At 64.8% G+C, this 24,438-nt stretch carries 23 protein-coding genes and 1 tRNA gene; 20 read left to right on the forward strand and 4 right to left on the reverse strand.

What is annotated here, in order from left to right:
- The first annotated feature begins 203 nt into the window (after positions 1 to 203).
- The 4 genes from ACFQ9Z_RS20770 (at position 204) to ACFQ9Z_RS20785 (ending at position 3,494) form a co-directional block, all read left to right on the forward strand.
- The gene (locus tag ACFQ9Z_RS20770; protein WP_383020074.1) at positions 204 to 920 is read left to right on the forward strand and encodes a hypothetical protein; all 717 of its coding nucleotides are present in this window, start codon (positions 204 to 206) and stop codon (positions 918 to 920) included.
- A 351-nt stretch (positions 921 to 1,271) separates the two neighbouring features.
- Entirely contained in the window at positions 1,272 to 1,790 is a 519-nt protein-coding gene (locus ACFQ9Z_RS20775) for a DUF3761 domain-containing protein (RefSeq protein ID WP_383020078.1), read from the forward strand.
- Between the two features lie 786 nt (positions 1,791 to 2,576).
- Positions 2,577 to 2,972, forward strand: coding sequence for a Panacea domain-containing protein (locus ACFQ9Z_RS20780; protein WP_383020081.1), 396 nt, complete (start codon positions 2,577 to 2,579; stop codon positions 2,970 to 2,972).
- Between the two features lie 63 nt (positions 2,973 to 3,035).
- The gene (locus ACFQ9Z_RS20785; protein WP_383020084.1) at positions 3,036 to 3,494 is read left to right on the forward strand and encodes a hypothetical protein; all 459 of its coding nucleotides are present in this window, start codon (positions 3,036 to 3,038) and stop codon (positions 3,492 to 3,494) included.
- Positions 3,495 to 4,210: 716 nt separating this feature from the next.
- On the opposite strand, the gene ACFQ9Z_RS20790 is transcribed toward ACFQ9Z_RS20785, so the two are convergent.
- Positions 4,211 to 9,085 (reverse strand): DEAD/DEAH box helicase, encoded by a 4,875-nt coding sequence (locus ACFQ9Z_RS20790; protein ID WP_383020087.1) that lies wholly within the window; start codon positions 9,083 to 9,085, stop codon positions 4,211 to 4,213.
- Between the two features lie 522 nt (positions 9,086 to 9,607).
- Here ACFQ9Z_RS20790 and ACFQ9Z_RS20795 point away from each other — a divergent pair.
- Positions 9,608 to 10,117: a hypothetical protein gene (locus tag ACFQ9Z_RS20795; protein ID WP_383020090.1), complete on the forward strand. Its 510-nt coding sequence runs from the start codon at positions 9,608 to 9,610 to the stop codon at positions 10,115 to 10,117.
- Between the two features lie 630 nt (positions 10,118 to 10,747).
- Here the strand turns inward: ACFQ9Z_RS20795 and ACFQ9Z_RS20800 are convergent.
- Positions 10,748 to 11,842: a DUF1152 domain-containing protein gene (locus ACFQ9Z_RS20800; RefSeq protein WP_383020094.1), complete on the reverse strand. Its 1,095-nt coding sequence runs from the start codon at positions 11,840 to 11,842 to the stop codon at positions 10,748 to 10,750.
- Positions 11,843 to 11,923: 81 nt separating this feature from the next.
- Here ACFQ9Z_RS20800 and ACFQ9Z_RS20805 point away from each other — a divergent pair, with 81 nt between their 5' ends.
- The 14 genes from ACFQ9Z_RS20805 (at position 11,924) to ACFQ9Z_RS20870 (ending at position 21,618) form a co-directional block, all read left to right on the forward strand.
- On the forward strand, positions 11,924 to 12,664 hold the full coding sequence (locus ACFQ9Z_RS20805; RefSeq protein ID WP_123436672.1) for a GntR family transcriptional regulator: 741 nt from the start codon (positions 11,924 to 11,926) through the stop codon (positions 12,662 to 12,664).
- 277 nt (positions 12,665 to 12,941) lie between these two features.
- Positions 12,942 to 13,379, forward strand: a complete 438-nt coding sequence (locus tag ACFQ9Z_RS20810; RefSeq protein WP_351662859.1) for an ATP-binding protein — start codon at positions 12,942 to 12,944, stop codon at positions 13,377 to 13,379.
- A gap of 89 nt (positions 13,380 to 13,468) precedes the next feature.
- A complete protein-coding gene (locus ACFQ9Z_RS20815; RefSeq protein ID WP_383020101.1) occupies positions 13,469 to 14,197 on the forward strand; it encodes a GntR family transcriptional regulator in 729 nt (242 codons plus the stop codon).
- Positions 14,198 to 14,323: 126 nt separating this feature from the next.
- Positions 14,324 to 14,674 (forward strand): hypothetical protein, encoded by a 351-nt coding sequence (locus ACFQ9Z_RS20820; RefSeq protein ID WP_383020104.1) that lies wholly within the window; start codon positions 14,324 to 14,326, stop codon positions 14,672 to 14,674.
- Between the two features lie 5 nt (positions 14,675 to 14,679).
- Complete coding sequence (locus ACFQ9Z_RS20825) at positions 14,680 to 16,053, forward strand: FtsK/SpoIIIE domain-containing protein (protein WP_383021335.1); 1,374 nt, start codon at positions 14,680 to 14,682, stop codon at positions 16,051 to 16,053.
- Between the two features lie 83 nt (positions 16,054 to 16,136).
- Positions 16,137 to 16,766, forward strand: coding sequence for a DUF2637 domain-containing protein (locus ACFQ9Z_RS20830; RefSeq protein WP_383020107.1), 630 nt, complete (start codon positions 16,137 to 16,139; stop codon positions 16,764 to 16,766).
- An 18-nt stretch (positions 16,767 to 16,784) separates the two neighbouring features.
- Positions 16,785 to 16,976, forward strand: coding sequence for a hypothetical protein (locus ACFQ9Z_RS20835; protein ID WP_123436666.1), 192 nt, complete (start codon positions 16,785 to 16,787; stop codon positions 16,974 to 16,976).
- A complete protein-coding gene (locus tag ACFQ9Z_RS20840) occupies positions 16,976 to 17,167 on the forward strand; it encodes a mobile element transfer protein (RefSeq protein ID WP_123436665.1) in 192 nt (63 codons plus the stop codon). Before ACFQ9Z_RS20835 ends, ACFQ9Z_RS20840 begins: the two co-directional genes overlap by 1 nt.
- 10 nt (positions 17,168 to 17,177) lie before the next feature.
- The gene (locus ACFQ9Z_RS20845) at positions 17,178 to 17,372 is read left to right on the forward strand and encodes a hypothetical protein (RefSeq protein ID WP_123436664.1); all 195 of its coding nucleotides are present in this window, start codon (positions 17,178 to 17,180) and stop codon (positions 17,370 to 17,372) included.
- Between the two features lie 14 nt (positions 17,373 to 17,386).
- Positions 17,387 to 17,644, forward strand: coding sequence for a SpdD protein (locus ACFQ9Z_RS20850; protein WP_383020116.1), 258 nt, complete (start codon positions 17,387 to 17,389; stop codon positions 17,642 to 17,644).
- Between the two features lie 128 nt (positions 17,645 to 17,772).
- Positions 17,773 to 19,092, forward strand: coding sequence for a replication initiator (locus ACFQ9Z_RS20855; protein ID WP_383020119.1), 1,320 nt, complete (start codon positions 17,773 to 17,775; stop codon positions 19,090 to 19,092).
- Positions 19,068 to 19,262, forward strand: coding sequence for a helix-turn-helix domain-containing protein (locus ACFQ9Z_RS20860; RefSeq protein WP_355984844.1), 195 nt, complete (start codon positions 19,068 to 19,070; stop codon positions 19,260 to 19,262). The genes ACFQ9Z_RS20855 and ACFQ9Z_RS20860 overlap by 25 nt, the downstream gene beginning before the upstream one ends.
- On the forward strand, positions 19,259 to 20,632 hold the full coding sequence (locus ACFQ9Z_RS20865; RefSeq protein WP_383020124.1) for a tyrosine-type recombinase/integrase: 1,374 nt from the start codon (positions 19,259 to 19,261) through the stop codon (positions 20,630 to 20,632). The genes ACFQ9Z_RS20860 and ACFQ9Z_RS20865 overlap by 4 nt, the downstream gene beginning before the upstream one ends.
- Positions 20,633 to 20,739: 107 nt before the next feature.
- Positions 20,740 to 21,618, forward strand: coding sequence for a nuclease-related domain-containing protein (locus ACFQ9Z_RS20870; protein ID WP_383020129.1), 879 nt, complete (start codon positions 20,740 to 20,742; stop codon positions 21,616 to 21,618).
- Positions 21,619 to 21,704: 86 nt separating this feature from the next.
- Here the strand turns inward: ACFQ9Z_RS20870 and ACFQ9Z_RS20875 are convergent, their stop codons facing one another.
- Both ACFQ9Z_RS20875 and ACFQ9Z_RS20880 read right to left on the reverse strand, forming a co-directional pair.
- Positions 21,705 to 22,490 carry a DUF3592 domain-containing protein gene (locus ACFQ9Z_RS20875; RefSeq protein WP_383020134.1) on the reverse strand — a complete coding sequence of 262 codons (786 nt, stop codon included), beginning with the start codon at positions 22,488 to 22,490 and terminating at the stop codon, positions 21,705 to 21,707.
- 713 nt (positions 22,491 to 23,203) lie between these two features.
- Positions 23,204 to 23,275 (reverse strand) — tRNA-Arg (locus tag ACFQ9Z_RS20880).
- Between the two features lie 312 nt (positions 23,276 to 23,587).
- Here ACFQ9Z_RS20880 and ACFQ9Z_RS20885 point away from each other — a divergent pair.
- On the forward strand, positions 23,588 to 24,238 hold the full coding sequence (locus tag ACFQ9Z_RS20885; RefSeq protein ID WP_383020138.1) for a response regulator: 651 nt from the start codon (positions 23,588 to 23,590) through the stop codon (positions 24,236 to 24,238).
- Positions 24,239 to 24,438: the final 200 nt, after the last annotated feature.

A 24,438-nucleotide genomic window follows, 5' to 3' on the forward strand; every position in this document is an offset into this window, starting at 1 on the left:
AGCTTGCGGGGCCCTTGCTCCTTGCGGCTCTTCCGGATCTCGAAGTCCATCGCATCCCCTGAACTGGGGTGTTGCGACGACCACTAGAACGGAAGCTACCGGTGCGGGGCCTTCGAGCGCGCGGGAGGGGGTTCAGGGAGGGTCGGAAAACGCTGCTGAGCTTGCCGTGAGGATCGTCCTACTGTCCGACTAACCTTTGCCGCATGGGGCTGGGGGACATCAAGTACGAGGACGTCATCGCGGCGACCGAGGAGTTCCGCCGTATGGGCCGCGACAACTTCCTCCAGACGTACGGCTTCGGGCGGGCCACATCGTACGAGCTGGTCCTGGGTGGGCTTCGCTACGACTCGAAGGCCATCGCCGGTGTCGCCCACGGGCACGCCACCGGCGACTTCCTCAGCCCGGGTGACTTCAGCGGCGGCGCGGCCACGGTGGCGCGCCGACTGCGTGACCTCGGCTTCGTGGTGGAGACCGGGGAGACCCCCTGGAACCGTGCGGCCCTGCTGGGCCGCCTACGGAAGCTCAAGGTCTCCCGTGGCCCCGGGGCCCCGGCACCCAGCCGTCACCAGCCGTTGAGCCTGCTGTGGGCGATTTCCCGCGAAGCCGGCGAGCGGCCCCGCATGACCCCGTGGTCCCAGTTCCGGGACGAAGTGGGCCCGCTGCTCCTTGAGTTCGGTCTTCCGAACGCGAAGGCCACACCGGCGTACCCCTTCTGGCATCTCCGCGGCAGCGGACTGTGTGTTGGGGGGAGCCCGAAGGGCGTCGAGCAGCGCGTCAGGACACCTCGTGGACCCGGGCTGATGCGGGCCGACGACTTCGACGCCTTCTTCGAGGAACGTCGGAAGGTACTGCAGGAACACATCGCCGCAGCGATGGGCAAGCCCGTGGTTGGTCGACCATATCCCCGGCCAGCGGCCTGAGGCGGCGGTCCGGACAGCGGAAAGCGGGCTGGAGGCCGGCGTCTCAGTATCAGTGGAGTCGTAACGCTCCGGGCGGAGGCCGAGCAAGATGCCTGGATCCGCGATGGATGAGCGCTTACCTGCGAGCCTCCCTCCTCCCGGCCACTTACCCGGTGGTCACCAGGCCGAAGGTGACGGCGTGACGGGATGGCGGCGTGGCGGGGTGACGGCTTGAGCGGGCGGGAGTGGCGCCCCTGCGAAGACAACTGGGACTGCGACGTCACAACTAAGTCACTTTCTTCACTGACTCCTCACATTTGATGTGTCGGCGCAGGTAGTTTCACCCCTCACGTACTTAGCCAGGGGGGTCTCGTGAGCTATTACCAGCCTCAACCGCCGCCGTTTCAGCCTCCGCCCGGACCGCCGGTCGTTCGTCCTGCACCCAAGTGGGCGCGCAAGCGATTCGTGCTGCCCGCCTTGGGCCTCGCGTTCATCATCGGTGTAGGCAGCGCCGGCGCCGACGGCCAGAACCCGGACGCAACGAAGGCGGTGGCCAACGACAAGGTCCGGCCGACGGCCACGGCCACGGTCACCGCGACAGCCACCGCGACTGAGACCGCGAAGCCGAAGCCCGCGCCGACAGTGACGAAGACGGTCAAGGTCAAGGTGAAGGTGACCGTCACCGCGCACGCCGCTGCCGCAGGGTCGGGAACGGGCGGCAGTTCGACGTCCGGCGGATCGTCGTCCAGCGGCGGCTCCAGTTCGTCAGGCGGCTCCAGCTCCGCCGGCGGCGGCGCGACGGCCCTGTGCAACGACGGCACGTACTCATACGCCGCTCACCATCAAGGAGCCTGCTCGCACCACGGTGGCGTGGCCGTCTTCTACCGGTAGTCGCCGTCTCAGGTAGGTGGGCCGGCTGGTGGTGCGAGTGCGAGCCCGCCTGCCCCGTCCCGACACCAGCGTGAGTCGAGGCAGAAGACGGCGCGGCGACTGGCTACAGGAGTGGGCTTGGCCTGCAAAGGCCGTAGCGCTGGAAGGGTGTGGCTACACCGACACACGGCCGCTGGGGTCAGCACCCGCCCGCACGGCCTCAGCCGGTCCGCTGGTGATGGGATCTCTGGCCGCTCATGCTGGGCCCCCTTTGAGCAGGAGCCTGCGCACACGGCTCCGGAGGGCGCTTGTGACTCCGGTGTACGCACAGGTCATAGGCTCGTGGACAGTCGACGGCGCACAATCCGTCCACAGGGAGTCCACGGCTGACCCGTGCGCTACGGGGGCCGGCAGTAACCGAGCGCACTGCCGGTGAGATCGGGACGACCCCGGGCGCCTCAGACCCGAAGCCGCCTCCTCTGAGCGCTCGATCGCTTTGGACTCTTGGTCAGCCCCTCACGAAACCCCCATGTCAGACCGCTGATCGATGGTTACACCGGCCATCTGTCCGGTCGTATGTTCGAGTGGTCGCATTGTGTCCACAGCTTCACCCGTCCACTTACCAGCGACGGTGCGGGTCGATACGCTGAGACTGTCTGGGGGAGAGTCTCGCCCGCCACGCCACCCGCCAACGCGTTAGATAAGCGCTTGGTCTAACGTGGAAGGGACGAGACGAAAGGGGGCACCATGGGGAACGCACACGACGTAGCGGCATACATCCTGACGAAGACTGGTCCGCTGTCCGCGATGAAGCTGCAGAAGCTGTGCTACTACTCCCAGGCTTGGTCCCTCGTCTGGGACGAGCAGCCTCTCTTCGATGAACGCATCGAGGCTTGGGCGAATGGGCCGGTGGTGCGGGCTCTGTATGCGCAGCACCGAGGCCAGTTCACGATCCACAACTGGCCGTCAGGCGATCCCACTCAGCTCAGCGCTGACCAGAAGGCCACGATTGACGCAGTGATCGACGCTTACGCCAAGCTCACTGCCCAGCAGCTTAGCGACCTCACGCACAGTGAGCGCCCGTGGATCGACGCTCGCGACGGCGTCCCGCCGACTGAACGCAGCGAAGCGGAGATCACGCCCGAGTCGATGCAGTCCTTCTATGCTTCTCTGGCCAGCCGAAACGATACAGAGAGCGTCTGATAGGCCACATCAGGGGGGCGTGTGGGAGGGAACAACAAGAGACCTGCTCACAAGCGGGTCCCTATGGCTGCTGTGCCCTCCGCCCCAGAGCGCGTCCCCAGCCGCCTCCGGGGCGTCGCCGTGCCCGGCGAAATGGACGAACAACATCCGGTGTGGCGGACTTCCCTGTTGGACCGCCAGCACGATGGCTCTTGGTCATGGAAGATCACTGATCAGACGCTGCTGAAGATCGTGGACTTTCTGTCGGAGATGGAACGTCTCACCTGGCGAGAGATACGACAGCAGCAGACCGGCGGCCGGCGCCGGGGGCCCAAGCACAAGTCGATCCCCCGCGACCACCTGTGCAAGGAAGCCCAGAATCGACTGGTTGAATTGCAGCTCGACGACTTCGATGAGCTGTTCCGCTTCCGCACCGGCAACATGGAGCGCCTCTGGGGAGTCCTCTCTAGTGACAGTCCCCGGATCTTCTATCCGATCTGGTGGGATCCTGACCACAAGGTATGTCCCAGCAAGGACCAGTAACCCTGAGCCAACCTCAGGTGGATGCAGAGGCGGAGAGGATGAGGCAGACCGTCAGAACGGGGCCGCCCTATGGGCTGGTTGACAGGTCATCACCTCATGATAGAATCGCCAAAGAGCTCGGTCCTCGTGCGTGCGGTCTGCGGTCATGATAGACGCGCATATTTGCGAGAGAATATTCAGAGCATGTAGATTGCTAATTGAAGATTGTCGAAAATGTAAAGCCTGATTTCACTTTCCAGTTTTGTTTCTGGAAATTGAAGTCGGGCTTTTTTGTGTTCTGAGCAAGGGAAGGTTGAGGGCTTCATGTCTCGGAATTTGTCGAAGCGGAGCGATTGCAATGATGAGAGAGCTATTCAGGCAAGTGGGTCGAACGGTCCGGTTCGCCATTGCTGACGAGCGCCGGACCGTTCACCTTGCCTACCTGGTTTGGACGACTGCCATCGTCCTCGCCGGCTGGCACGTCCTCTTCGTTAGGTAGCAGCCTTTGGGAGGACCTAGTCACAGTACGGCGGGCTGTGACACTTACGTCACAGCCCGCCGTAGCCAATGTCTGGGGAGCCGTGTACGGATGCCAGTCACTGACCGAAGTTTTGCCCGTACCTGGCAGCACTGACAAACGAACGCAGTTCCGGAGGCTGCATTCCTTCCTGTCAAAACAGCAGGTCCGGGGCCCAGCCATTCATGGACAGAAGCACCCGCCATGAATGGCTGGCCTGCTACTCCAAGAAGGCAAGATCAGGAAGACAATCGACGATCTTCATCGTCTCCAGGCTGACTGTGACGATCCGCTTGAGTAGATCGATGATGTAACGCGGGTCATCGGACCAGTCGTTGGGATCGTTGGTGATTTCACTCTTTCCCTTCGTGTCGACCGTCACTTGATAACGGTCGATGATCCACTCGATCGCGGAGCGGGCACCAAGCTGGTAGCGGTAGGCCTCCTCGGGGACGTTGGTGAGGGTGATGCGGCTGTTGTAGATGATCCTCGAACGATCCGCGGCGCCCTTCGTCTTAGGAATCCTCATCTTGGCAACGCGGTACAACTCACGCGGCGGAGTTGCCAAGGCGTCTCCGACTACCTGCTCGACGATCCCCTTCCACGGCTCTGCTCGCTCATAGTTGATGTGGAGGTCGACTAGTTTGCGGCCGGCTTCGGCGAACCCGCGGAAGTCGCGGACTTGGGGGATTCGAGGCAGAGACTTCTTCAAATCAGCAGCGAACTGATCACGGTATTTGGGGGAGTGTAGTAGGCCGTAGACGTAGTAGAAGATGTCTGCCTTGGTGATGGCTGGATCAGCGTAGGAGTCCCGGTATTTACGAAGAGTGGCGTCGGTAATGTTGTCGACGCGTTCTAGGGTGTCCTCGCTCTCGTCGAAGTCAAAGCCGCCCTCGACTGTCATTTCCTGATACGTATACCGGGGAAAGAACTGGCCACCACTCGAACCCCAGTAGGCGAGGTCAGGAAGTGAGTCAACCGCGAGAACCGAGAATGGTTTATCCGATCCCGGGCTTGTAACGTAGAAGCCCCAGTTAGACAGTCCTGGAGCAGGAAACATTTTGGGCAGCTTGCCCCGCCTGTGATTCAGGTCCTGGTCGAAGTAGACGGCCTGACGACTGAACGGTCGATAGGTGCCAGTGGTCACTTTCTCGGAGTCGAAGGTGATTTTTTTGCTCCGGGCCACCTTTGGAATCAGGCTTGAGGACCAGCTGATCTTGCGAGGGTTGCGGTCGATGAATTTCTCGACATCAGAGACCTTAGGTGCAATGATCCCTTTGGACGTACAGTAATCAGTGAAATCTCCGACCTGCGTATTGTAGAAGTCGATTGTGGACTCGACGTTCTCCTTAAGGCGTTGCTTCGAATAGTTGTAGACCCAGGCGTCTCGGTTCGTGCCAAGCCCCAGGGAGTGCAAAGCAAATATGGCATCCGATCGTGCAGTTTTTTCGGCGTCGATAAGGGCCTGGAACTCGGCAAACCGCTCGTCGCGCTGGTTGATCCAGTCACCGTCCAGGTTGGGCTGGAGCTGCTCCCACTGCACGTCGTCCAGACCTTGACTACCGAGGATTCGCAGCTTACTTTCGCGATTCAAGTAATCGCCGATGTCTCGGTAATGCAGCTTACAGTCTGTACTTCCATCGGCGTCCTGGTCGGATTTAACTAGAATCAGGATGGCAACGGTGTTGCGACTGCCTGACTCGAAGACGTTACCTGCCTCCTTCTTTCGTTGTTCCCCGGCGGTGCGAGCATTGCCTCGTAGGTTGTAGCAGTAGATTGCGGAGAATTCCTCACACAGTGCCCTGCGTAGGCCGTCGTAGGTATTCCCGTCGATGTAACCACCGTTGGAAACATAAGCGACGACCCCTTCCCCTTGCAGGCGGTCAGAGGCCCACCTTATGGCGCGAATATAGGAGTCGTAAAGCGTACGGACAGTGCTCGCGGTTGAAAGCGCTGCGTATGTTTCCCTGATACGCTCGTCCAGCGTCTCGTATTTGAGGTTCTGGTTGTCGTCGTTCTGGCTGTCTTGCCCCACTGAGTAGGGCGGGTTTCCGACGACCACCATGACCGGCTGGGCCTTTTGCCTCTTAGCTCGCTCACTGTTGCTGGCCAGCACGTCCATGCCTTCCAACTGAGCCGCCCGTCCTTCGGCGAGCTGGAAGGTGTCTGCCAAGACGATGCCCTCGAAAGGTTGGTACTCCGCCTCCTGGCCGGCTAGTTCCATGAATGCCGCTTCGATGTTTACAGCCGCGATGTAGTACGCGAGCAGTACGATCTCATTAGCGTGCAACTCATTGCTGTATTTGCGAAGCAGGTCTCTTGGCTTAATCAAGCCGGACTGTAGAAGGCGGACGGGGAAGGTTCCAGTACCCACGAATGGGTCAATGATGTGGACACCCTCGTCACTCAATGAGCGACCAAGGTGAGTAAGCATGGCTTGCTCGGTAGCCCGGATGATGAAATCGACGACTTCAATCGGGGTATATACGATGCCGAGAGCGTCAGCGGTCTTAGGGAGGGCAGTCTTGAAGAACTTGTCGTACAACTCGACAATCACGCGCTGACGGCCTTCGTGATTGTCGATTCCTTCGGCTCGGACGCGAACTGAATGATAGAAATCGGCCAGCGTCTTGCTTTCGCTGTCTAGGCCTTGATTATCCAGAACGTCAAGTATGCGCTGCATGGCCTTCGACACCGGGTTGTTCTCGGCGAACGCATAGTCTTTGAATAGGGCATCAAATACCGGCTTAGTGACGATGTGTTGCGCGAGCATATCAATAGCGTCCGCCTCAGTGACGCCAGGGTTTATGGTGGTGCGCAGTTCACCGACAAACTCTTCGAAAGACACCCTCTTTTCGGGGATTGTGAGAGCAGCCCGGATGCGGGTGACGTGACGGTCGGCGATCTGGGCGATGTCCTTAGCCCAGTCCTCCCAGTAGTGGCGCTCGCCGACCTTGTCGACAATCCGGGCATAGATTGCCTCACGCCAGTCACTCACCGAGAACAAAACGTCCTGCACATGCTGGGCAGTCTGAGCCTCCTTAGCCTTAGCGGCCTCGGCGCTATCCGCGGTGCTGGACCCATCCTTATCTCCGACCGCCTCCGGCTCGGCACCGATGTGGCCGTGGCCGATGATGTCGGGCTTCTTCTTGTTCAGTTCGATTTGGTTGACGGTTGCGTTAAAACGGTCGTCGTGGGCACGCAGCGCCTGGAGGACTTGCCAAACGGTCTTAAAGCGCTGATTATCCGAGAGGGCCTTTTCCGGGGAGACACCAGCGGGAACAGCCACGGGCAGGATGATGTAGCCGTAGTTCTTACCCGGAGCCACGCGCATAACTCGGCCAACAGACTGCACAACGTCAACGACGGAGTTCCGTGGGTTGAGGAACAATACCGCATCCAGGCTTGGTACATCCACGCCTTCGGATAGGCAGCGCGCATTGGACAGAATGCGGGCGTTGTTTGGGCCGGGGTCCTGCTTTAGCCAGTCAAGGAGTTGGTTACGCCGCAGAGTGTTAAATGTGCCGTCGACATGCTCAACTCCGCAATGCAGAACATCGTCTTCGGCTCCGTCATACGCGTCGATGACGTCATTGAACCGATCAGTAATGGCCCTGGAGTCGGCGATAGAGCGGGAGAAAGCCACTGCCCGCTTCATCGGTGCTTCGTCCTTACCGAAGCCGGAGCCGTCGGCGAAGGTGCCGGTGCGCTTGGCTAGCGCATTCCAGCAGCCGATGATTTTCGCTGCATCATCGAGTCGCAGCTCGGAGTCACCACCAGCGAAACCTTCCTGGAGGGTCTTGGCGACCACGCCTTCATCGATGGTTAGGATGAGCACCTTGTAGTCGGTGAGTAGGCCTTGCTCCACGGCTTTGCCGAAGCCGAGGCGGTGAAACTCCGGACCGTACTTCCTCTCGTCGTCCATCGAGGCGATGGCCGCGGCGGCGCCCTTGGCTTCCTGCTTCGTGTCGTCGCTGTACACGCGGGGGGTAGCGGTCATGTACAGGCGGCGGTCAGCGCCGATGAAGTTGTCGTCGTGGACGCGAACGAACGCTGACTCATCGTGACCGGACAGGGTCACGCCGGTAGTGCGGTGGGCCTCATCGCAAAGGATTAGATCGAACCGCGGCATGCCCGACTTCTGAGCGGCGGAGATTGTCGCGATCGACTGATAGGTTGAGAAAACTACTGTCAGGCCCGGAACAGCCTCCATGCTCGCCATTTGCGTCATTAGCCGGTCGGGGCTAGTAGTCGCCGGCAAAGCTAGGTCGTGGGTCGACATGTCCTTGTCGTCACCCTGGGCCTTCTGCTTGCCGACCTGGGCGTCGGAGCAGACCGCGAAGGCACGCAGTGAGACCTCAGCCTCGAACGACCACTCACGCAGAGACTGTGAGAGTAGGGCAATCGAGGGCACTAGGAACAAAACAGTGGTGTGTTCACCCTGGCCGGCTTCGGACCGCTCTTGCTGAAGCCGCTCGGCGATCTTCAGGCTGGTGAAGGTCTTGCCTGTGCCGCAGGCCATGATCAGTTTTCCGCGGTCATGCTCGGCGAAGCCGGCGAAGACGTCGTCGATCGCCGCCGTCTGGTGGGGGCGCGGACTCTTCTTGTCCCGCAAGGTCATCTGGACTTCATGGTCGATGCCCTCTGCGGGCAAGTGCCACTCGACAGCGCTGTTCGCGATGTCAGCCAGTCCTATGCGGGTAACGGGTACCTGCTGGTCGTCCAGCGCCTCTTCCGCGTGGACGCTCCACCTGTCTGTCGTGGAGATGATCATCCGACGCGTGAAGGCGCCCTTGCCTGAGGCTGTGAAGAAGGAGTCAATGTCCTCCTTGCGGACCGTATGATGCGGCTCATAGAACTTGCACTGAATCGCGCAGAAGCCACCGGTTTCCCGGTCCTGTGCCACCAGGTCAATGCCGGTGTCCCGTTTGTCCTGTTCCGTGCCTGGCCAATCGGCCCACATCCACACCCGGGTGAACTGCTCGGTCCACTGCGGATCTGTGCTTAGGTACTGGACCATCAGCTCTTCGAAGCGGGTGCCACGATCCCTGTTCCCTGTGGATCCGTTACGGATCGCTTTGAGTACATCGTGCACCGTCGTGGTAGCCGTAGCCAACTCGCTCCGCACCCCATTGCAGTCCATGGCGCACCAGTTGGACGCCGAATGATTCTGACCAAAAGCTCCACAACTCTACTGCTCAAGTCCATGATCCATGACCTGATCACGAACTTCTGGTTGACCCGGAAACCAGGGGATGCCGTACGAAGGCGGCGGAGGGCTCAGGGCTAAGTCTCGGCTTCGCCAGCGGTTGGTGCTGTCAGGTGTGGTCGGTGGCGCCCTTGGCTGGAGGTCGAGGCCGTCGTTGTCGAAGCGGTGTACAACGGCGCCGCATAGGGCGTTGAACAGGGCTCGTCGCCAGGGAGGGGCCTGCTCGTCCGTTCAACCGGCGTGGGTGGATGATGATGAGTCATTCATCAGGCAGGAGGGCTCCAGGTACATCGATGCGCTGGCAGGCGAGGGCGAGCCTGCGAGCCGCCACAGGCAAGCCGACTCGCTGGGCTTGGACGCGTTTGCGGCGCCGCCTCCCTCTCACCGGTTGTCCATAGAATCGGCGGCATGCGTGTCTACCTGCTTGTCCTCGGCGAGCGCGAAGCCGTCGCATGGGTCCTGGACCAACAGCGGATGGCCTTCCCCGCGCGTCGGCAGACCGAAGTGCAACGGTTGGAGCCCGGGGACGAACTGCTGATCTACACAACACGTGGGTGTTGGCATGATCCGAAGAAGGACCAAGGGCGGATCATCGGCCGTGCGTACGTGACTTCACCAGTAAGGGTCTTGAACAAGCCAGTGAAACTTGCAGGCCGTGTTTTTACGTCTGGCTGTGACATTGATGTGCGAACCCTAACCCCGTACCGCACGGGCGTGGGACTGGCCCCGTTGGTCGACCGCCTTGGGGCGTTCCCTGATAAAAGGGCCTGGGGCGTTCGTATCCGACGGCCTCTGTTGGAACTGTCCGCCGCAGATGCCGCGCTGGTACGTGACCTGCTCGCTGAGCAGGAAATACCCGCAGCCGAGCAGCTCTCAAGTTATCTGCAAGCTATCAGGCGAGCCGTGACCGGCAGGTAAAAGCATTTCACGGTGATCGGTGCTCGCTCGATATGGGCTGCCGGCTCACTGCTCGATTGCTACCATCCCGCCTCGTGCCTCTATGTGGGAGAGTCGCAGGGGGCCAGGACTCGCCGAGTTTCTGCTTCATCGGCTCAGGCTCGCGAGGCTGCCGCGGCCACGGCGACCGGGCGGCGGATGCATGGCGGGGCCGCCCAGGAGGCGGCTAGCCCGCCTTCGCCTCCGAAGCGAGTCCGGGCTTGCCCGGAAGCTGCTCTTTCACCTCGTGCGTGCTGAGCTTGCGATCGCGGTCGGTGTAGCGGCTTTGGGCTGGAGCTGCCATGGGGCGAGTGATTATGGCCCCGTAAGCTTTCGGCGCGTCGGGCAGTCTGTGGACCTGCCCGATAAAGCACGACGTTGGGGCCATAATCTTCGAGGCTCGCCCCATGGTGGCTGCCTAAAGCCGTGGAGCCGACCGCCCCAGCCACGATGTACCCCTTCTTTCATGTCAGGCGACTGATCGCTGTGAGCGCGGCACGGACGCCGGCCGGGCTGGAGCGGGGCGAAGACAGGAGCGCAGGTCCGGCCGGGGGCCGGGCCGCGCGCGGTGAGCGGAGCGAGCCGCCTTGAACCCGTGAAGAAAGTTGTTACTCAGGTGCCGTCTGGGATGCGCCACAAGGGCGCGTCGTACTGCTCCGGCCGACTATCGATGAGCAGCCGCCGCAAGTCGTCGCGCTGAGCGCCGCTGAGATCCAGTGCCTCAGTGATGCGGCGGAACGTTGTGTGGCTGATGCCGTGGGCCCGGGCTTCGCGCTCGAACTCCTCGAGCTGCGGCCAGATGGCCGCTGGGTCCAGCTTGGCCAGCTCCCGGTCGCCGAGCCATAGGGCCTTGTTGCGCTCGTAGTCGATTTCCGAGGAGCCACAGATCTCGCGGCTATGGGCTTCGGCCTCATCCAAGTGCGCTGTTGCCATGATGGCTCGGGCCAGCTCGTTGCGGCTGATGGCGTCGTCCAGGTCGACCTCGTGCACCCGCGGGCTCTCATCCGTGAGCGGTACGGGGAGTCCTGCGTCTCGGATCTCGCATGTGCCTCGTACGCCTCGGGCCGCTGCCGCAAGGAGGGCTGTCGCTTCGGACGGGTGCCACTCCAAGACGGCGCTGATCGAGCCCGCGTCACTTGCGGTGAAGGTATGGGCGACGGCGCCCAGCACGTCCCCCATGTCTTCCGGCTTGAGCTCGCCGTCCAGTCCCGGACCTGCGACCAGGAGTCGCACCGGTGCGTTCACCTGGCAGCATGCGGCAAGCGTGAGTGCGTCAGCTAGTGGGCTCCTGAGCGTCGGCTCGTCGCCCCGCGCGAGGATGTCCCCACCGACGTCCAGGAGGTCGATCGACTCGGGCTCCATGTGGCTCACCAGGTCTTCGAGCTGATGGGTGAGGCCTTCGGCGCCCCCGGACGGGTCGAGTAGCGCCAAGGTGTGCGGGAGCTCCGATGCGAGTCGGGGGAGCGTGGAGCCTGCGGGCGCGACGGGGCGGGCCTCTGCCGGTACTGCCCAGACGGCCGGGGTGAGACGTTGCAGGCCGGTGAAGTCGTCGGGCCGCCGCGGGCCCGGTAGCGGGTCGATCAGGAGGCGGTCCCATGCGTACGTGAGGATCACCGCCTGGTCCTCCCCGCCGTAGAGAGCGGCGTGAAGCATTGCGGCGGCGACTGCGTCGCCCCCTCCTCCTGCTGCGACGATCAACCTCGTCATGCGTTCAGACTACGGGTTCACAGGTTGGCCACTCACTCTATAGTGGCTAAAGGCCATAGCCACTTGGACTAGGAGGGGAAGATGCCTCAGATCGAGGAGGCGCAACCGAAGTACCTTCAGATCGCCCACTACATCCGTGATCAGATCCTCCGGGGCGACCTGCGCCCGGGGGACGAGGTGCCCTCGGAACGGCAGCTCGCTGTTGACTGGAAGGTGTCCCGCCCGACGGCGGCGCGGTCACTGGAGGCGTTGAGTCATCAGGGCCTGGTCGAGAAGCGTCAAGGCTCGGGGACCTATGTGCGCAGTCTCGAAGTGAACCGACGCGCAAGGGAGTTGTACGGGCGGGCGCGGCAGACTGGGAAGATCTATACGCCGGGGGAGTACGCGGTGATTACTTCGGCCGGCTGGCTGGAGGCGCCGGACTACGTGGCCGAGGCACTGGGTCTGGTGAAGGATCGTCGAGCCGTGCACCGCCGTCGCGTGACGAACAACCAGGACGGTCCGATCACGCTGTCTACCTCCTGGTTCGCTCCGGAGGTCGGACAGCGAGCGCCCAAGCTCACGGATCCGGAGCGGATCCAGGAAGGGACGCTCATGTACGTCGAGAGGATGACAGGGCGTCAAGGCAGCTACGCCGAGGACCGCATGTGCGCTCGGGCTGCGACAGGCGAGGAGGCGGACGATCTGCGGCTGGAGCCGGGATCTGCGGTCCTCATCGTCCATCACGTCGTCTTTGACCTCCAGGACCGGCCCTTGGAGTTCGCCGAAGCCACCTACCCGCCGCACCGCTGGGCGTTCGAACAGGGATACCCGCTCACCTGACGACTCGCCAGTTACGGCGAACCGCTTGCACTCGGCAAGTGGCCAATGCCACTATCCAGAAAGTGGCTAAGGCCACTTGAGGAGAAGGGGGCGCGACGTGACGAGTCGTCGGCCGGCGCAGGGTGCGCGGTTAGCTTGCCGGGGGTGTCGGGGGCGTGGGTGGAAGCGCGTCGGCTCTCGGACGGAGCTGGCGCTCTCCACGGCCAACGACCGCAGCCGTGCCACGTCGAAGCGGCGCTGCCTCGACTGCGACGGCAGCGGCAAGGAGTGAGCACCCATGGCGTACACGATCGACCGATACCCGTGCCAGGACTCACCGCGACTCGGAGCGATGACCTTGCATCCCGTTCCGGAGTCCGTGCCGCGGGCCCGGCGCTGGTTCCGGAAGTTCATCGCTCCTCACAACCCGAGCTGCTCGGTCGACGACTGTGCGCTGATGATCTCTGAGCTGGTGACCAACGCCATCAGCTACGGCACGTCGGATGACCCCTGGCTGGTACGAGTCGAGTGGTTCCGTGAGGGGACCTCGCTCCGCGTCGAGGTGCACAACCCGGGCTTCCCGGCGAACGTGCGGCTGCGGCACCCTGAGGCGAACGACGCACACGGGCGGGGGCTGGTTCTGGTCGACTCCATCGCCGACTCCTGGCACTCGGGGCCCAGCCACTTCGGTGGAACTGTCGTCTCCTTCGTGGTGGCCGATGCCTGGCCGGCGTGATGGGATAGCCCACCCCTCCTACTGTCGGTGTGCAAGTGTCGCTAGTCTGGTTGACCAGTTGACTTGGCCAATCCCGACAGGCGGCGTTCATGGCGTATGAAGTGGAGCCACCGAAGTACGTGCGCCTCGCGCAGACGCTTCAGCGCCGTATCGAGGACGGCACCTACGCGCCGGGTACTCGTGTGCCGAGTGAGAACCAACTGGTGCAGGCCTTCGGGATGTCTCGCCCGACCGTCGTCCGGGCGCTGGAACTGCTGAAGCGGGACGGTTGGCTCGAGTCCCGGCAGGGGTACGGCACGATCGTCCGCGGTCGTCCGGAGGTCGTCGAGCACAAAGACCGGCGGGGGCGCGAGGCGCTCGAACGCGATGAGTCGCAGGATGCGGGCCGGCTGATCGAAGTCGGACACGTGGCTGTCCCGGCTCGGGTCGCTTCTGCGCTTGGCCTCCCGAGGGGAACCGACGTGCTCGTGCGCCGCTTCCTGGTCGAAGAGGGCGGCGAGGCGGTGGAGTTGGTCTCCTCGTACTTTCCCGCCGGCTTGGCTGAAGGTACTGAACTGGGTTCCGACAAGCCCTTGAGTGGAAGTACCCGTGAGCTCCTCGAGGCACGTAAAAAGATCCGTTTTGATCACGTGGTCGAGCGGGTGTCGGCTCGGCTGCCCGAAGAGCGTGAGGCCGAACTACTGGGGCTGCCGGACGGTGTCCCTGTTCTGAGCGTCCTGGTTATCGCCTGCGACGCCTCCGGTCGTTCCCTGCAGGTCTCCGACGTGCTCCTCCCGGCTGACCAGCACGAACTCGAAGACACCTACCGCCTGAGCTGATGCCGCCCTTCGGGCGAACCTCTGTCGGTAGCAACTTGACAAGTCAACCTGGCAACTCTAACTTCGAACTTGCTAAGTCAACCTGTCAGGCCGACAGGTTGATCGACTCTCAGAGGGAGAATCCCTGTGCGTGTGATCCGCATTGACGCCTCCGCCGCCACGATCTTGCTTACTGAGGCCCCGGCGCCGAAGGTGCGCGACCGGCAGACCGGGGAGATCGCCAAGGATGCGCGGACCGGCGAGGCGCTGATGACCGTCGGCGTCGTCTACATCGACGAAGGCGAGTCGTCGCTGATCCAGGTCACCGTTCCGGAAAGCGGAGTGACCGAGGGCCTGACGGTAGGTGCTCCGGTCTCGCTCCCGGGCCTGGTGGCGCGGCCGTGGCAGAGCGTCTTCAACGGCCAGGAGCGACACGGGATCGCCTACCGGGCGACCGCTATCGCTTCGGGTGCCTTCCCGATGGCCCAGGCAGGCTGATCGCTGTGACGGACCTGGTGACGTTGGCGGAGCTGGGCGGTCCGCTCGCCGTGATAGGCGGCGCCGCCTACGCCCGGCACGCCTACCCGGCGGTGTACTGGTCCACGGTCGGGCTGCCGCTCTCGGTGGCCCGGCTGCTGGCCTCGTACTCCTCGACAATGGATGCCTGCGGCCTCACCGTGGAGCCGTCCCGGTGGCGGGCTCTGGCTGTCCGGGCGACCACCCGCCGTGAGGTGCGGCCGGTGCCTCCTCGTCGGGGGATCATCCGGCCTACGTCGACTGGTCTGCGCATGCGGCTCCGGCTGGTTCCTGGACAGGAGCCGGCGGACGTGGCGGCTTCGGCCGAACGACTTCGGCATGCCTGGGGCGTCCACGCAGTTCATGTGCGGGACGTGAAACCAGGTGTCGTCGAGTTGCGGCTCGTCGGCTTCGACGTCCTGCAGAAGGTCAGGATGCCTCGTCGCTCCGACAGTCGCCCGCTTCAGGTGCCCGTGGCGTTACGGGAAGACGCGACCGCCTTCGTGCGGGACTACCGGACCGTTCCGCATGAGCTTGTGCTCGGTGCCACGCTCTCGGGCAAGTCCATGTACCTGCGGAACCTGGTGACCGGGCTGGCTGCCCAACCGGTCGTCCTGGTCGGCATCGACTGCAAGCGGGGGGTTGAGCTGGCTCCCTTCGCGTCACGGCTCTCCGCCCTGGCAACCGACCCGGATCAAGCGGCTGAGCTGCTCCCCGTGCTCGTCAAGGAAATGGAGGACCGATACGACCTGATCAAGACGCGACAGGGCATCGCGCCCGGCACCGCTGAAGAACTGATCACCTCGGACATCTGGGGACTTCCGGAGGACGAACGCCCCGCTCCGCTTGTTCTCTTCATCGACGAGGTTGCCGAGCTCTTCATGGTCGCCACGCGGAAGGAGGAGGAACGGCGGGACGAGATGGTCACCCAGCTCATCCGGCTCGCCCAACTCGGCCGGGCCGCTGGGATCTACCTCGAGGTCTGCGGGCAGCGCTTCGGCGCCGAACTCGGCAAGGGCGCGACCATGCTTCGAGCGCAGCTCACCGGTCGTGTCTGTCACCGCGTGAACGACGAAGCGTCGGCGAAGATGGCGCTCGGTGACATCGCCCCTGAGGCCGTCCAAGCGTCGTGCGCCATCGCCCCCGAGCTGCCCGGCCTGGCTGTCGTCGGCGACACCTCCGGCGGCTGGTCCCGCATCCGTACTCCCTACCTCTCCCTAGCCGACGCTGCGGCCACCTGTCGTGCGACGGCTCATCTTGCGCCCGACGTCCCGGCGCTCAGTCCCTTCCGGCCCTACGTCCCGTCGCTGCCGGATGTGGCGCCTGGCTCCATGGCCACAGCTCGCCCGGTCACCGAGTAACCGCACTCACTCCCACGGCTGGCACGGCCGTTCCGTGCCAAGTCCCTACCCCCTCCATGCCTGGAACCGGAAGGAGTCGCGCCGTGCGTGCCCTGCCCATCCGTCTCGACGCCGTACTCGTCCAAGCGGTAATCGCCGCCGCGCTGTCCTTTGCCCACCTGCACGATCTGGCCTCGGCCGCCGGACAGCACGGATGGAAGGCATGGGCTTACCCGGTCTCCGTCGACCTGCTTCTCGTGGCTGCCTGGCGGCGGCTCCGGTGCGGTGGGGCGAAAGCGGCCGGCTGGTGCTGGTTCCTCGTAGCCCTGACCGCCTCGCTCGGCGCCAATGTCTCCACGGCCGGGCTGCTCGACCTGGGCGCCGTACCGGCCTGGCTGCGCATCCTCGTAGCCGGATGGCCCGCGGTCGCCTTCCTTGGCGGAACGCTGCTCGCTCACGGTGCAACCTCCGTCACCCAGGCGGAGGGGCGCGAGTCGGCCCCGGAACCCATGGCACCAGAACCTTCCGCCTCTGCCCCTCAATTGCCCGCTGCAGAGTCCGAACCGATTCCGCCCTCCGCTTCTGCGGTTCCGCCGGCGCTCATCACACTCGCGCGCAAGGTCGCCGACGAACACCGCACCCGGACCGGATCGCCGATCGACATCTCAACCCTTCGAGCCCGGCTCGGCGTTCCGCTGCCGCTGGCCGAAGCCATCGCCACCCAACTCACCTGACCCGGAGGACTCTCCACCGTGCGCCCGTCCACGCTCCGCGCGCTGCAACGCGCCGCCGAGCTGACCCGACAGAACCGCCTCACCGAAGCCGTGCTCATCGCCGAACCCGTGATCCTCGCCGCCGACAGCTACGAGGGCGACGAGATCTTGCGCTGGCTGGCCGAGCACGCCACCGACTTCACCGGCGTTGACCCGAAGGAGACCCGCTGATGAGTGCCAATCGCCGCTTCCGCAACGTCACTCGCATAGGGCCTGTCCAGGTTGCCACCTACTACGACGGCCGAGGCCGCGAGAAGCACACCGCAGCCTGCACGGCTCCTCGCTGCGGCTTCGCCACGGACTACGACAGCCGTGCCGCCGCCGAGCTGGCCGCCCGGACCCACCGCTGCGCCGTCCGCTGAGGGAGCTCCCGTGACCGTCTCACTGCCGCTCGTCTTCGTCCTGGGCGTCATCACCTGGGCCGCGATCAAGTTTCTCGGCGTTCGGCTCTGGGTCGCCGTCGTGATCGCGCTGTTCGGCTTCTGGCTCTCGCACACCTTCCTCGCACCCGCCATCGAGTCCGGCACCCGTTCCGGGGTCGGCGTCGTCGACGGCACCCACCACTGACAAGGAGGTACGCCGTGCTCCGCCCCAAGCTGCCCGACATTCCGACCCTGCCGACGACCGCCGTCGCGCCACAGCCGACGCAGGTTCCGCCCTCCTCGGCCGGCCGCTCGGCCACCCCGTTCGTGAGCGTCGGTGTCGGCGCGGTCGCCGCCGTGGTCGTCGTCGGAATCGTGCTCACCGCACTCCTGGCGGCAGTCGCCGTCTCGGCCGTGTCCGTGGCCATCACCGCCGTGGTCCTGCGCTCCCTCATCAGCAGCGCCAACAAGCGCTGACCGGCCGCCGGGGCGGCAACAAGCCGCCAAGCATCCCGCCGCCCCGGGGCCGTCCCTCCCAACCGTCGGAACAGCCGAAAGGAACTCCCATCATCTCCCGGCAGACTCCGCCGCTGGCGGAACTCTCCATGCTGGCCTCCCTCGGCACCATGCCCGAACTGGCCCGCCAACTGTCCGGACTGGGCGGCTGTACCCGCCCGGTACGCCTCGACGGACACCGCACCGAACATGCGGTGGACCAGACGACCGGCGAAATCGGCCGCGTCCTGCACCACCTGGACTCGTCGAACCTTCCTGCCGGCCAACTGCTCGTCCGCTGCAACAACCGCCGCGCCACCCGATGCGCGGCCTGCGCCGAGACCTACCGCCGCGACACCTACCACCTGATCAACGCCGGACTCCGCGGCGGCAAGGGCACCCCGGAACGGGTCGCCACACACCCGCGCGTCTTCGCCACCTTCACCGCTCCCGGCTTCGGCGCGGTCCACAACCGGCGCTCTGACGGTCGGAACTGCCGTTGCGGCGTCCAGCACGAGGAAGGTGACGCAGTCCTGGGGACGCCCCTCGACCTGGAGACCTACGACTACGAAGCGGCCGTGCTGTGGAACGCGCACGCAGGGGCGCTCTGGCGGCGGTTCTCGATCTACCTCCGCCGCGAGGTCGCCAAGCGGGCCGGCCTCACTCAGCGGGCGTTCCGAGACCACGCCCGGGTCTCTTTCGCGAAGGTGGCCGAATACCAGAAGCGGGGTGCCGTCCACTTCCACGCCGTGATCCGCATCGACGGCCCGGAGGGTGGTGAATCTCCGCCTCCCGCCTGGGCCACAGCCGAGCTGCTGACCGACGCCGTCCGGGCTGCTGCCACCACGGCCCGAGTCGATGGACCGGTGATCGGCGAACGGGCCCACGCCTTCGGGTTCGGTCGTCAGCTCGACGTCCGCACCATCCGCTCCGCTGACTTCGACGGCGGCCAGGAGCTGACCGAGCGAGCTGTAGCGGCGTATATCGCCAAGTACGCCACCAAGGGCGCCGAAACTGCCACAGGCACCCTGGACCGCCCCCTCAAGTTCCTCGCCGAGCTAGCCCAAGCCCGGATCACGGAACACGCACGGCGCATGATCCGCACTGCCTGGGCCCTGGGCGCACGCCCTGAGCTGGCTGACCTCCGCCTCCGGGCCTGGGCACACATGCTCGGCTTCCGCGGCCACTTCTCCACCAAGTCACGCCGTTACTCGACCACCCTGGGCGCGCTCCGTGACGCCCGTGCCGACTGGCGCCGGGCTCAAGCGGCTCCGCCCGTCCCGCAGGACGGCGAGACCACGCTCGTCCTCGCTCACTGGGTCTTCGCCGGCACTGGCCTGTCCCGCGCCGAAGCCTGGCTTGCTGCATCCCTCGAACCCGCTCCCGGAACGGAAGGAGAGCCGACATGGACAGCCGCCGCGACGAGCTGATGACCGTTCGCCAAGTCCTGAATGAGCTGGGCGGTGTTTCCCGCCGGACGTTCTACCGCTGGCGTGAGTTGGGACAGGGACCGGCCGCGTTCAAGCTCCCCAACGGCGAGCTTCGGGTCTGGCGTAGTGACTTCGCCTCATGGCTCCGGCAGTTGGAGGAGGCGGCGTGAAGTCTCTCGACGTCAAGGTCTGGGGCGTACGTAAGCGGGACACCAAGACGCCCTCGTACGGAGTGCGCTGGTCTGTCGCGGGCAACGTCTTCTCGGACTCGTTCCGTACCAAGGCGCTCGCTGATCACTACCGAGCGAAGCTGATGAGTGCCATGCGGGGTGGCGAAGAATTCGACACGGAGACTGGCCTTCCGGCCTCGATGGAACAGAAGAAGTCGCCGTTGTCCTGGTACGACTTCGCCCTCAGGTACCTCGCGATGAAATGGCCCCATGCTGCGCCCAATACGCGGGACGGCATCAACGAATCTCTTACGAGCGTGACCATGGAACTTCTCCTGGAGCGGCCAGGGCGGCCGTCCGACGATGAGATCCGTAAGGCCTTACGCAACTGGGCCTTCGTGCTGCCAGGGCCCAAAGACCGGGAGGTTCCAGATAACGTCCGAAACGTTCTGCACTGGGTGGCGAAGGCCTGTCGGCCGCTTGCGGATCTCGCCGAACCGGCAACGGCCCGTGCGGTGCTCGACGGGCTGAAGCTGAAGCTCGACGGCACCGCGGCAGCTGCCGAGACCGTGCGGCGGAAGCGGCGGACTCTCGTCAACGCTGCGAACTACGCGGTCGACCTGGGGGAGCTGCGCGAGAATCCGATCACGGCGGTTCGCTGGCAGAAGCCGAAGGTCTCGAACCAGGTTGACCCTCGCGTTGTCGCGAACCCCGAGCAGGCTCGGAATCTCCTGGCCGCCGTCTCCTACGTGGGCGGCTACCGGCGGGCCCGTGGTCGGCGCCTGGTGGGTCTCTTCGCTGCGATGTACTTCGGAGGTCTCCGGCCGGCTGAAGCGATCGGCCTCGTCGAGACGGACTTGAGCCTCCCCGAGCAGGGGTGGGGATCGGCGCTGCTCCACCGGACCCGTCCGTCGGTCGGCAAGCAGTGGACCGATTCGGGGGAGACCCATGACGACCGCGGTCTGAAGAACCGGCCGGTCGAGGACGTCAGGCGGGTGCCGATCCCGCCCCACCTCGTCGCCGCATTCCGCGAGCACCTGGCGACGTTCGGCACGGCAGACGATGGAAGGCTCTTCTTTAGCGAGAAGGGTTCGGTCGTTCCGTCCTCGACGTACTACCGCGTGTGGCAGGAGGCCCGTCTCATCGCGCTCCCACCGTCCGCCGCGGCCTCGCCACTCGCGAGCCGCCCGTACGACCTGCGGCACTCGGCGCTGTCGACGTGGCTCAACGCGGGGGTCGACCCGACCGAAGTGGCCGAGCGCGCCGGCAATAGCGTCGAGGTCCTGCTGACCCGCTACGCGAAGTGCCTCGACGGACGGCAGGACGTCGCCAACCGGCGTATCGAGGACCTGCTCCGCGAGTACGAGTGAGACACGCTGCACCCCACCGAGGCCCCAGGCAACTTGTCCGGGGCCTCTCTCGTCATGAGCCCCACCTGCTGCGACGCTTCGAGCCGAGAGCGGACGAGGGGGAACTCGTGGAGCTGAAGGTCACGCGCTGGAAGCGGTACGGACATGATCGCCTGTACGCGAACCTGCCTGACGGCACGGCGGTCGGCTGGGCGGATGTGAGGACGGGGGACATCACGATCCTGGTCGCCGAGTATCGCGACGACGTGATCACCGTGCTGAAAGATCACTTACGGAACAACCGCGAACCGGTCCTGCCGCAGAAGATGCACAGGATGCCCGAGGCTGAGGCGCCCCCGCTGCTGCCGCCCCTGACGGCGGCCGACGACCTGTCCGCCAACCGTCCCGGCCAGTCTCTGCTCGACAAATCCGGGCCAGGCCTGATCAAGCGAGTGGTCTCACAGCTCCTGCGGCGCCCCGCCGAGTGGGACTCCTGGCGGAAGGGCCTAGCGGGGGAGCAGCGCGTGGGAGCCGAGCTGAACCGCTTGGAGCGGCACGGCTGGCGCGTCCTGCATTCCATCCTCTTGGCCGACAAGGTGGACGTGGACCACTTGCTGATCGGGCCCGGTGGCGTGTTCAGCATCAATACGAAACACCACCACAAAAGGGCCGTATGGGTCGGCGACGACTCTGTGAAGGTCGATCACGGAAAGCCAGCGCCCTATGCGCGCAAGAGCCGGGCTGAGGCCAAGCGGGTAGCCCGCGTGCTTGAGCACTATTGCGGCTTTCCTGTACCGGTGGAACCGGTGCTCGTCTTTGTTGGTGTGACCGATTTGAACGTGGTCGCCACGCAGCTCAGCGTGCGCGTGTACAGGGAGCGTGAGGTGGCGGCACTGGCGCCGCTTTCAGGGGTACTGACGGCCGAGCGGGTGGAACAGGTATACAGCGTTGCTCGCCATCGCCAGGCTTGGAGGCAGGTCCTGCCAACTGCGACCCGAAAGAGCTGACCCGCTACGCGAAGCGCCTCGACGGACGGCAGTACGTCGCCAACCGACGGATGGAGGACCTGCTTCGCGAGTACGAGTCGTGGTGTTCAGGCTCCGGGGCGGGGGGTGTCCGGGGTCTTGCCTGCTTCCGTCTGCTCCTTGACGCGCACTACCTCTCGGACGGTCCCCACCAGAAAACCTGCCGCGAGCAGTCCGACCACCACGGAACCCTGCCGAATTCCGTCGGCATCGGATCCGTCCAGGCGGTCAGCGTGGCGGACCTCCGTGGGGTTCGACGGGTTGTAGACGATGGGTACGTCGCCTCCGGGCTTCGCGTCGTTCCCCGAGCCGTCGCCGACATCGATATCCGCTTGCACCGTGCTGGACGGTGTAGTGAAGCGCACGGTCAAGGAGTTCGCCCAGCCTTCCTCCGACCGGCCGGCAATGGCGACTACGACCGCTTCGGTCCTGCGCCCGTGCTCCCGGAGGTTCTGCAGTATTTGGTCCTCCTGGGCGGCTTTCCATCCCATGAATCCGGCTATGGTGCCGAACATCAGGAAACCCATGGCAGTCGATCGGGCTCTGGCCCAGCGGGGATCCCGCAGCGCCGATGGCACACCAGGTCTGGAGATCAACCCCGTCGCGAGGCGGCCCGGCGGAGGAATTCGGCCGGCCCAACGACGAGCCCAGCCCCACCGCCGTAATAGCAAGCTCGCGACAGCGCCCGCCGCGGACAGCGCCGCCACACCGCCGAAAACCTGGCTCGAGGTCAGCTCGAACGGGTCGAATGCGAGCCACACCACGAAGGCCACGACGCCTGTCAGCGAGCCCCACCCACTGAGGAAGCGGTACGTTCCCTCGCCGTCGTTCTGCACGGACCTGCGCTCGCTCATCTGCGCCTCCTAGCCGTTACGAGCTAGGACACACCGGTCGCCACTGAGGTTGCAGTGGTGGCCGACCTGGCCTGACGCGGCGATGAGCATGCGCACGACCCCTTCGTCAGTTGGATGGGCTGACCTGGGTAATTGCTCGGCCGCGACCGGCTCCCCGTCGACCTGCGGACGAGCCGGGTGTCGCAGTCCAAGGTGATCGCGAGAGATTTCCCCGAAACTTACCGAAAGGCTATTGACTTATGGCGCCCAGTGAGCATCGTGGTTAGTAGCCCATAACACCGAAAGAGTTGCAAAGTCGACGAGGACGTCTAGCCGGCTAGTGACTTGGACAGGATATGGTTCAGGCCCCCAGCAAGCCGGCGCGATACCGAAGCAGCAGTGACGACTGAAGTTTCAGGACACGCGCAGTACTACTGGGGACTGTTTTTTGCCCTCAAGGTGCGGCCCCTGCACTGTGCTCTACCGCGACGGTCGGCCGACCGAGATCGGCTACAGGGGGCACCGCCGATGAACCGATCGTCAGGCCCCTGGACTTGTCCGGGGGCCTTCCGTTTGTCGGGGCTGACCTGGGCAGACGCGTCAAGATCCCGTCCACGCCTCGTCCACAGACCCCGGCATACGCCCGCTCCGGGCCGCACATGCCTGCACATACGCGAAGACCCCGGCCTCAGCGTTTCCGCTGGTGACGGGGTCTTTGGGCACCTCATGTTGGGTGCCCCCGGCAGGATTCGAACCTGCGCACACGGCTCCGGAGGCCGTTGCTCTATCCCCTGAGCTACGGGGGCGTGTCGGCGCTGAGCTGTTCGCTTGCGGCGACGGATAGAACCCTAGCAGGTCTTCCGGGGTGATCAGAAACGGGTTTCCGGGGGTGGGTCGAGGGTGAGCTGTTGGGAGGGGTGCGAGGGGTGCGACCCAGGTGGGTGGGAGTCGGGCGGCCAGGGAGCCTGAGGCGGGGGCCAGGGTGGAAGGTCTGGGGCGAGAGGTGGCACAGGACTTGGCCTCGGGAGGAGTGAGTGGCTCGGCCGGGTAGGGCGAGGTACTGGGCCGAGAGGAGTGGCGGGTTGGGCCAGGGGAAATGACAGGGTGGGTCACGGGAAATGACCGGTTGGGCCGGGGTACGCGACGGCCCGGGTCCCCCGGACGGGGTGGAAGTGGGGAAAAGCCGGACGCGGTGGCTGGTGCCGACCTACTCTCGAGTTGTGCCAGGCGCTTCGGGTCGGGTGCTTGTTGTGGACGACAACAAGGTCATCCGGCAGCTGATCAGGGTCAACCTCGAGCTTGAGGGGCTTGAGGTCGTGACCGCGGCCGATGGTGCCGAGTGTCTGGATGTCGTGCATCGGGTGCGGCCCGACGTCGTGACGCTCGATGTCGTCATGCCCCGGCTGGACGGGCTCAGGACCGCCGCCCGGCTCCGGGCCGACCCTCGTACGCGGGAACTTCCGCTCGCCATCATCAGTGCCTGTACGCAGGTCGAGGTGGAAAGCGGGCTCGACGTCGGTGTCGACGCATTCCTCGCCAAGCCCTTCGAGCCCGCTGAGCTCGTCCGGCTCGTCAAGCAGTTGATCGAGCGGAAGCCCGGTCCCAGCGGGCACGGGGAGGGCGATGGGGAGGAAGAGGGGGACAGCGACGGCGACAGCGGCAGTGGGGGAAATGGTGGTGCCGGTGAGGGTGGTGGGGGTGACAAGGGTCTTGGTGGGGATGGGGTGACCGGTGGTCCCGTCGCCGGGTCGGTTTCCTTCGGCGGGTAGTTCGGCCGCGCTAGTGCCGGCGGCTCTCCTGAGTTCGCGTAGTTTCCGCAGCTCGCCGCAGCTGCCTCAGGTCGCTCCAGCTCGCCCCGGCTCGCCGTAGCTCTCCGCGGCCCTTCTCCGCCGCTTCAAGGCGGCTGGTCCGTCTCTTCGAGAGGGCTAGTCCGTCGCCTCACCGCGGACAGGGCCCCCGGCCCCAGCAC

The organism is Streptomyces sp. NPDC056580, from assembly GCF_042793175.1.
Lineage (GTDB): Bacteria > Actinomycetota > Actinomycetes > Streptomycetales > Streptomycetaceae > Streptomyces.

What these genes read in the sequence shown, in the direction of transcription:
- ACFQ9Z_RS20800 (WP_383020094.1), bottom strand. Translation starts at nt 11,842, where the DNA reads ATGACGAGGTTGATCGTCGCAGCAGGAGGAGGGGGCGACGCAGTCGCC.
- ACFQ9Z_RS20885 (WP_383020138.1), top strand. Translation starts at nt 23,588, where the DNA reads ATGACCGGTTGGGCCGGGGTACGCGACGGCCCGGGTCCCCCGGACGGG.
- ACFQ9Z_RS20860 (WP_355984844.1), top strand. Translation starts at nt 19,068, where the DNA reads ATGGACAGCCGCCGCGACGAGCTGATGACCGTTCGCCAAGTCCTGAAT.
- ACFQ9Z_RS20770 (WP_383020074.1), top strand. Translation starts at nt 204, where the DNA reads ATGGGGCTGGGGGACATCAAGTACGAGGACGTCATCGCGGCGACCGAG.
- ACFQ9Z_RS20815 (WP_383020101.1), top strand. Translation starts at nt 13,469, where the DNA reads ATGGCGTATGAAGTGGAGCCACCGAAGTACGTGCGCCTCGCGCAGACG.
- ACFQ9Z_RS20855 (WP_383020119.1), top strand. Translation starts at nt 17,773, where the DNA reads ATGCTGGCCTCCCTCGGCACCATGCCCGAACTGGCCCGCCAACTGTCC.
- ACFQ9Z_RS20795 (WP_383020090.1), top strand. Translation starts at nt 9,608, where the DNA reads ATGCGTGTCTACCTGCTTGTCCTCGGCGAGCGCGAAGCCGTCGCATGG.
- ACFQ9Z_RS20805 (WP_123436672.1), top strand. Translation starts at nt 11,924, where the DNA reads ATGCCTCAGATCGAGGAGGCGCAACCGAAGTACCTTCAGATCGCCCAC.
- ACFQ9Z_RS20780 (WP_383020081.1), top strand. Translation starts at nt 2,577, where the DNA reads ATGAAGCTGCAGAAGCTGTGCTACTACTCCCAGGCTTGGTCCCTCGTC.
- ACFQ9Z_RS20785 (WP_383020084.1), top strand. Translation starts at nt 3,036, where the DNA reads ATGGCTGCTGTGCCCTCCGCCCCAGAGCGCGTCCCCAGCCGCCTCCGG.
- ACFQ9Z_RS20840 (WP_123436665.1), top strand. Translation starts at nt 16,976, where the DNA reads ATGAGTGCCAATCGCCGCTTCCGCAACGTCACTCGCATAGGGCCTGTC.
- ACFQ9Z_RS20810 (WP_351662859.1), top strand. Translation starts at nt 12,942, where the DNA reads ATGGCGTACACGATCGACCGATACCCGTGCCAGGACTCACCGCGACTC.
- ACFQ9Z_RS20875 (WP_383020134.1), bottom strand. Translation starts at nt 22,490, where the DNA reads ATGAGCGAGCGCAGGTCCGTGCAGAACGACGGCGAGGGAACGTACCGC.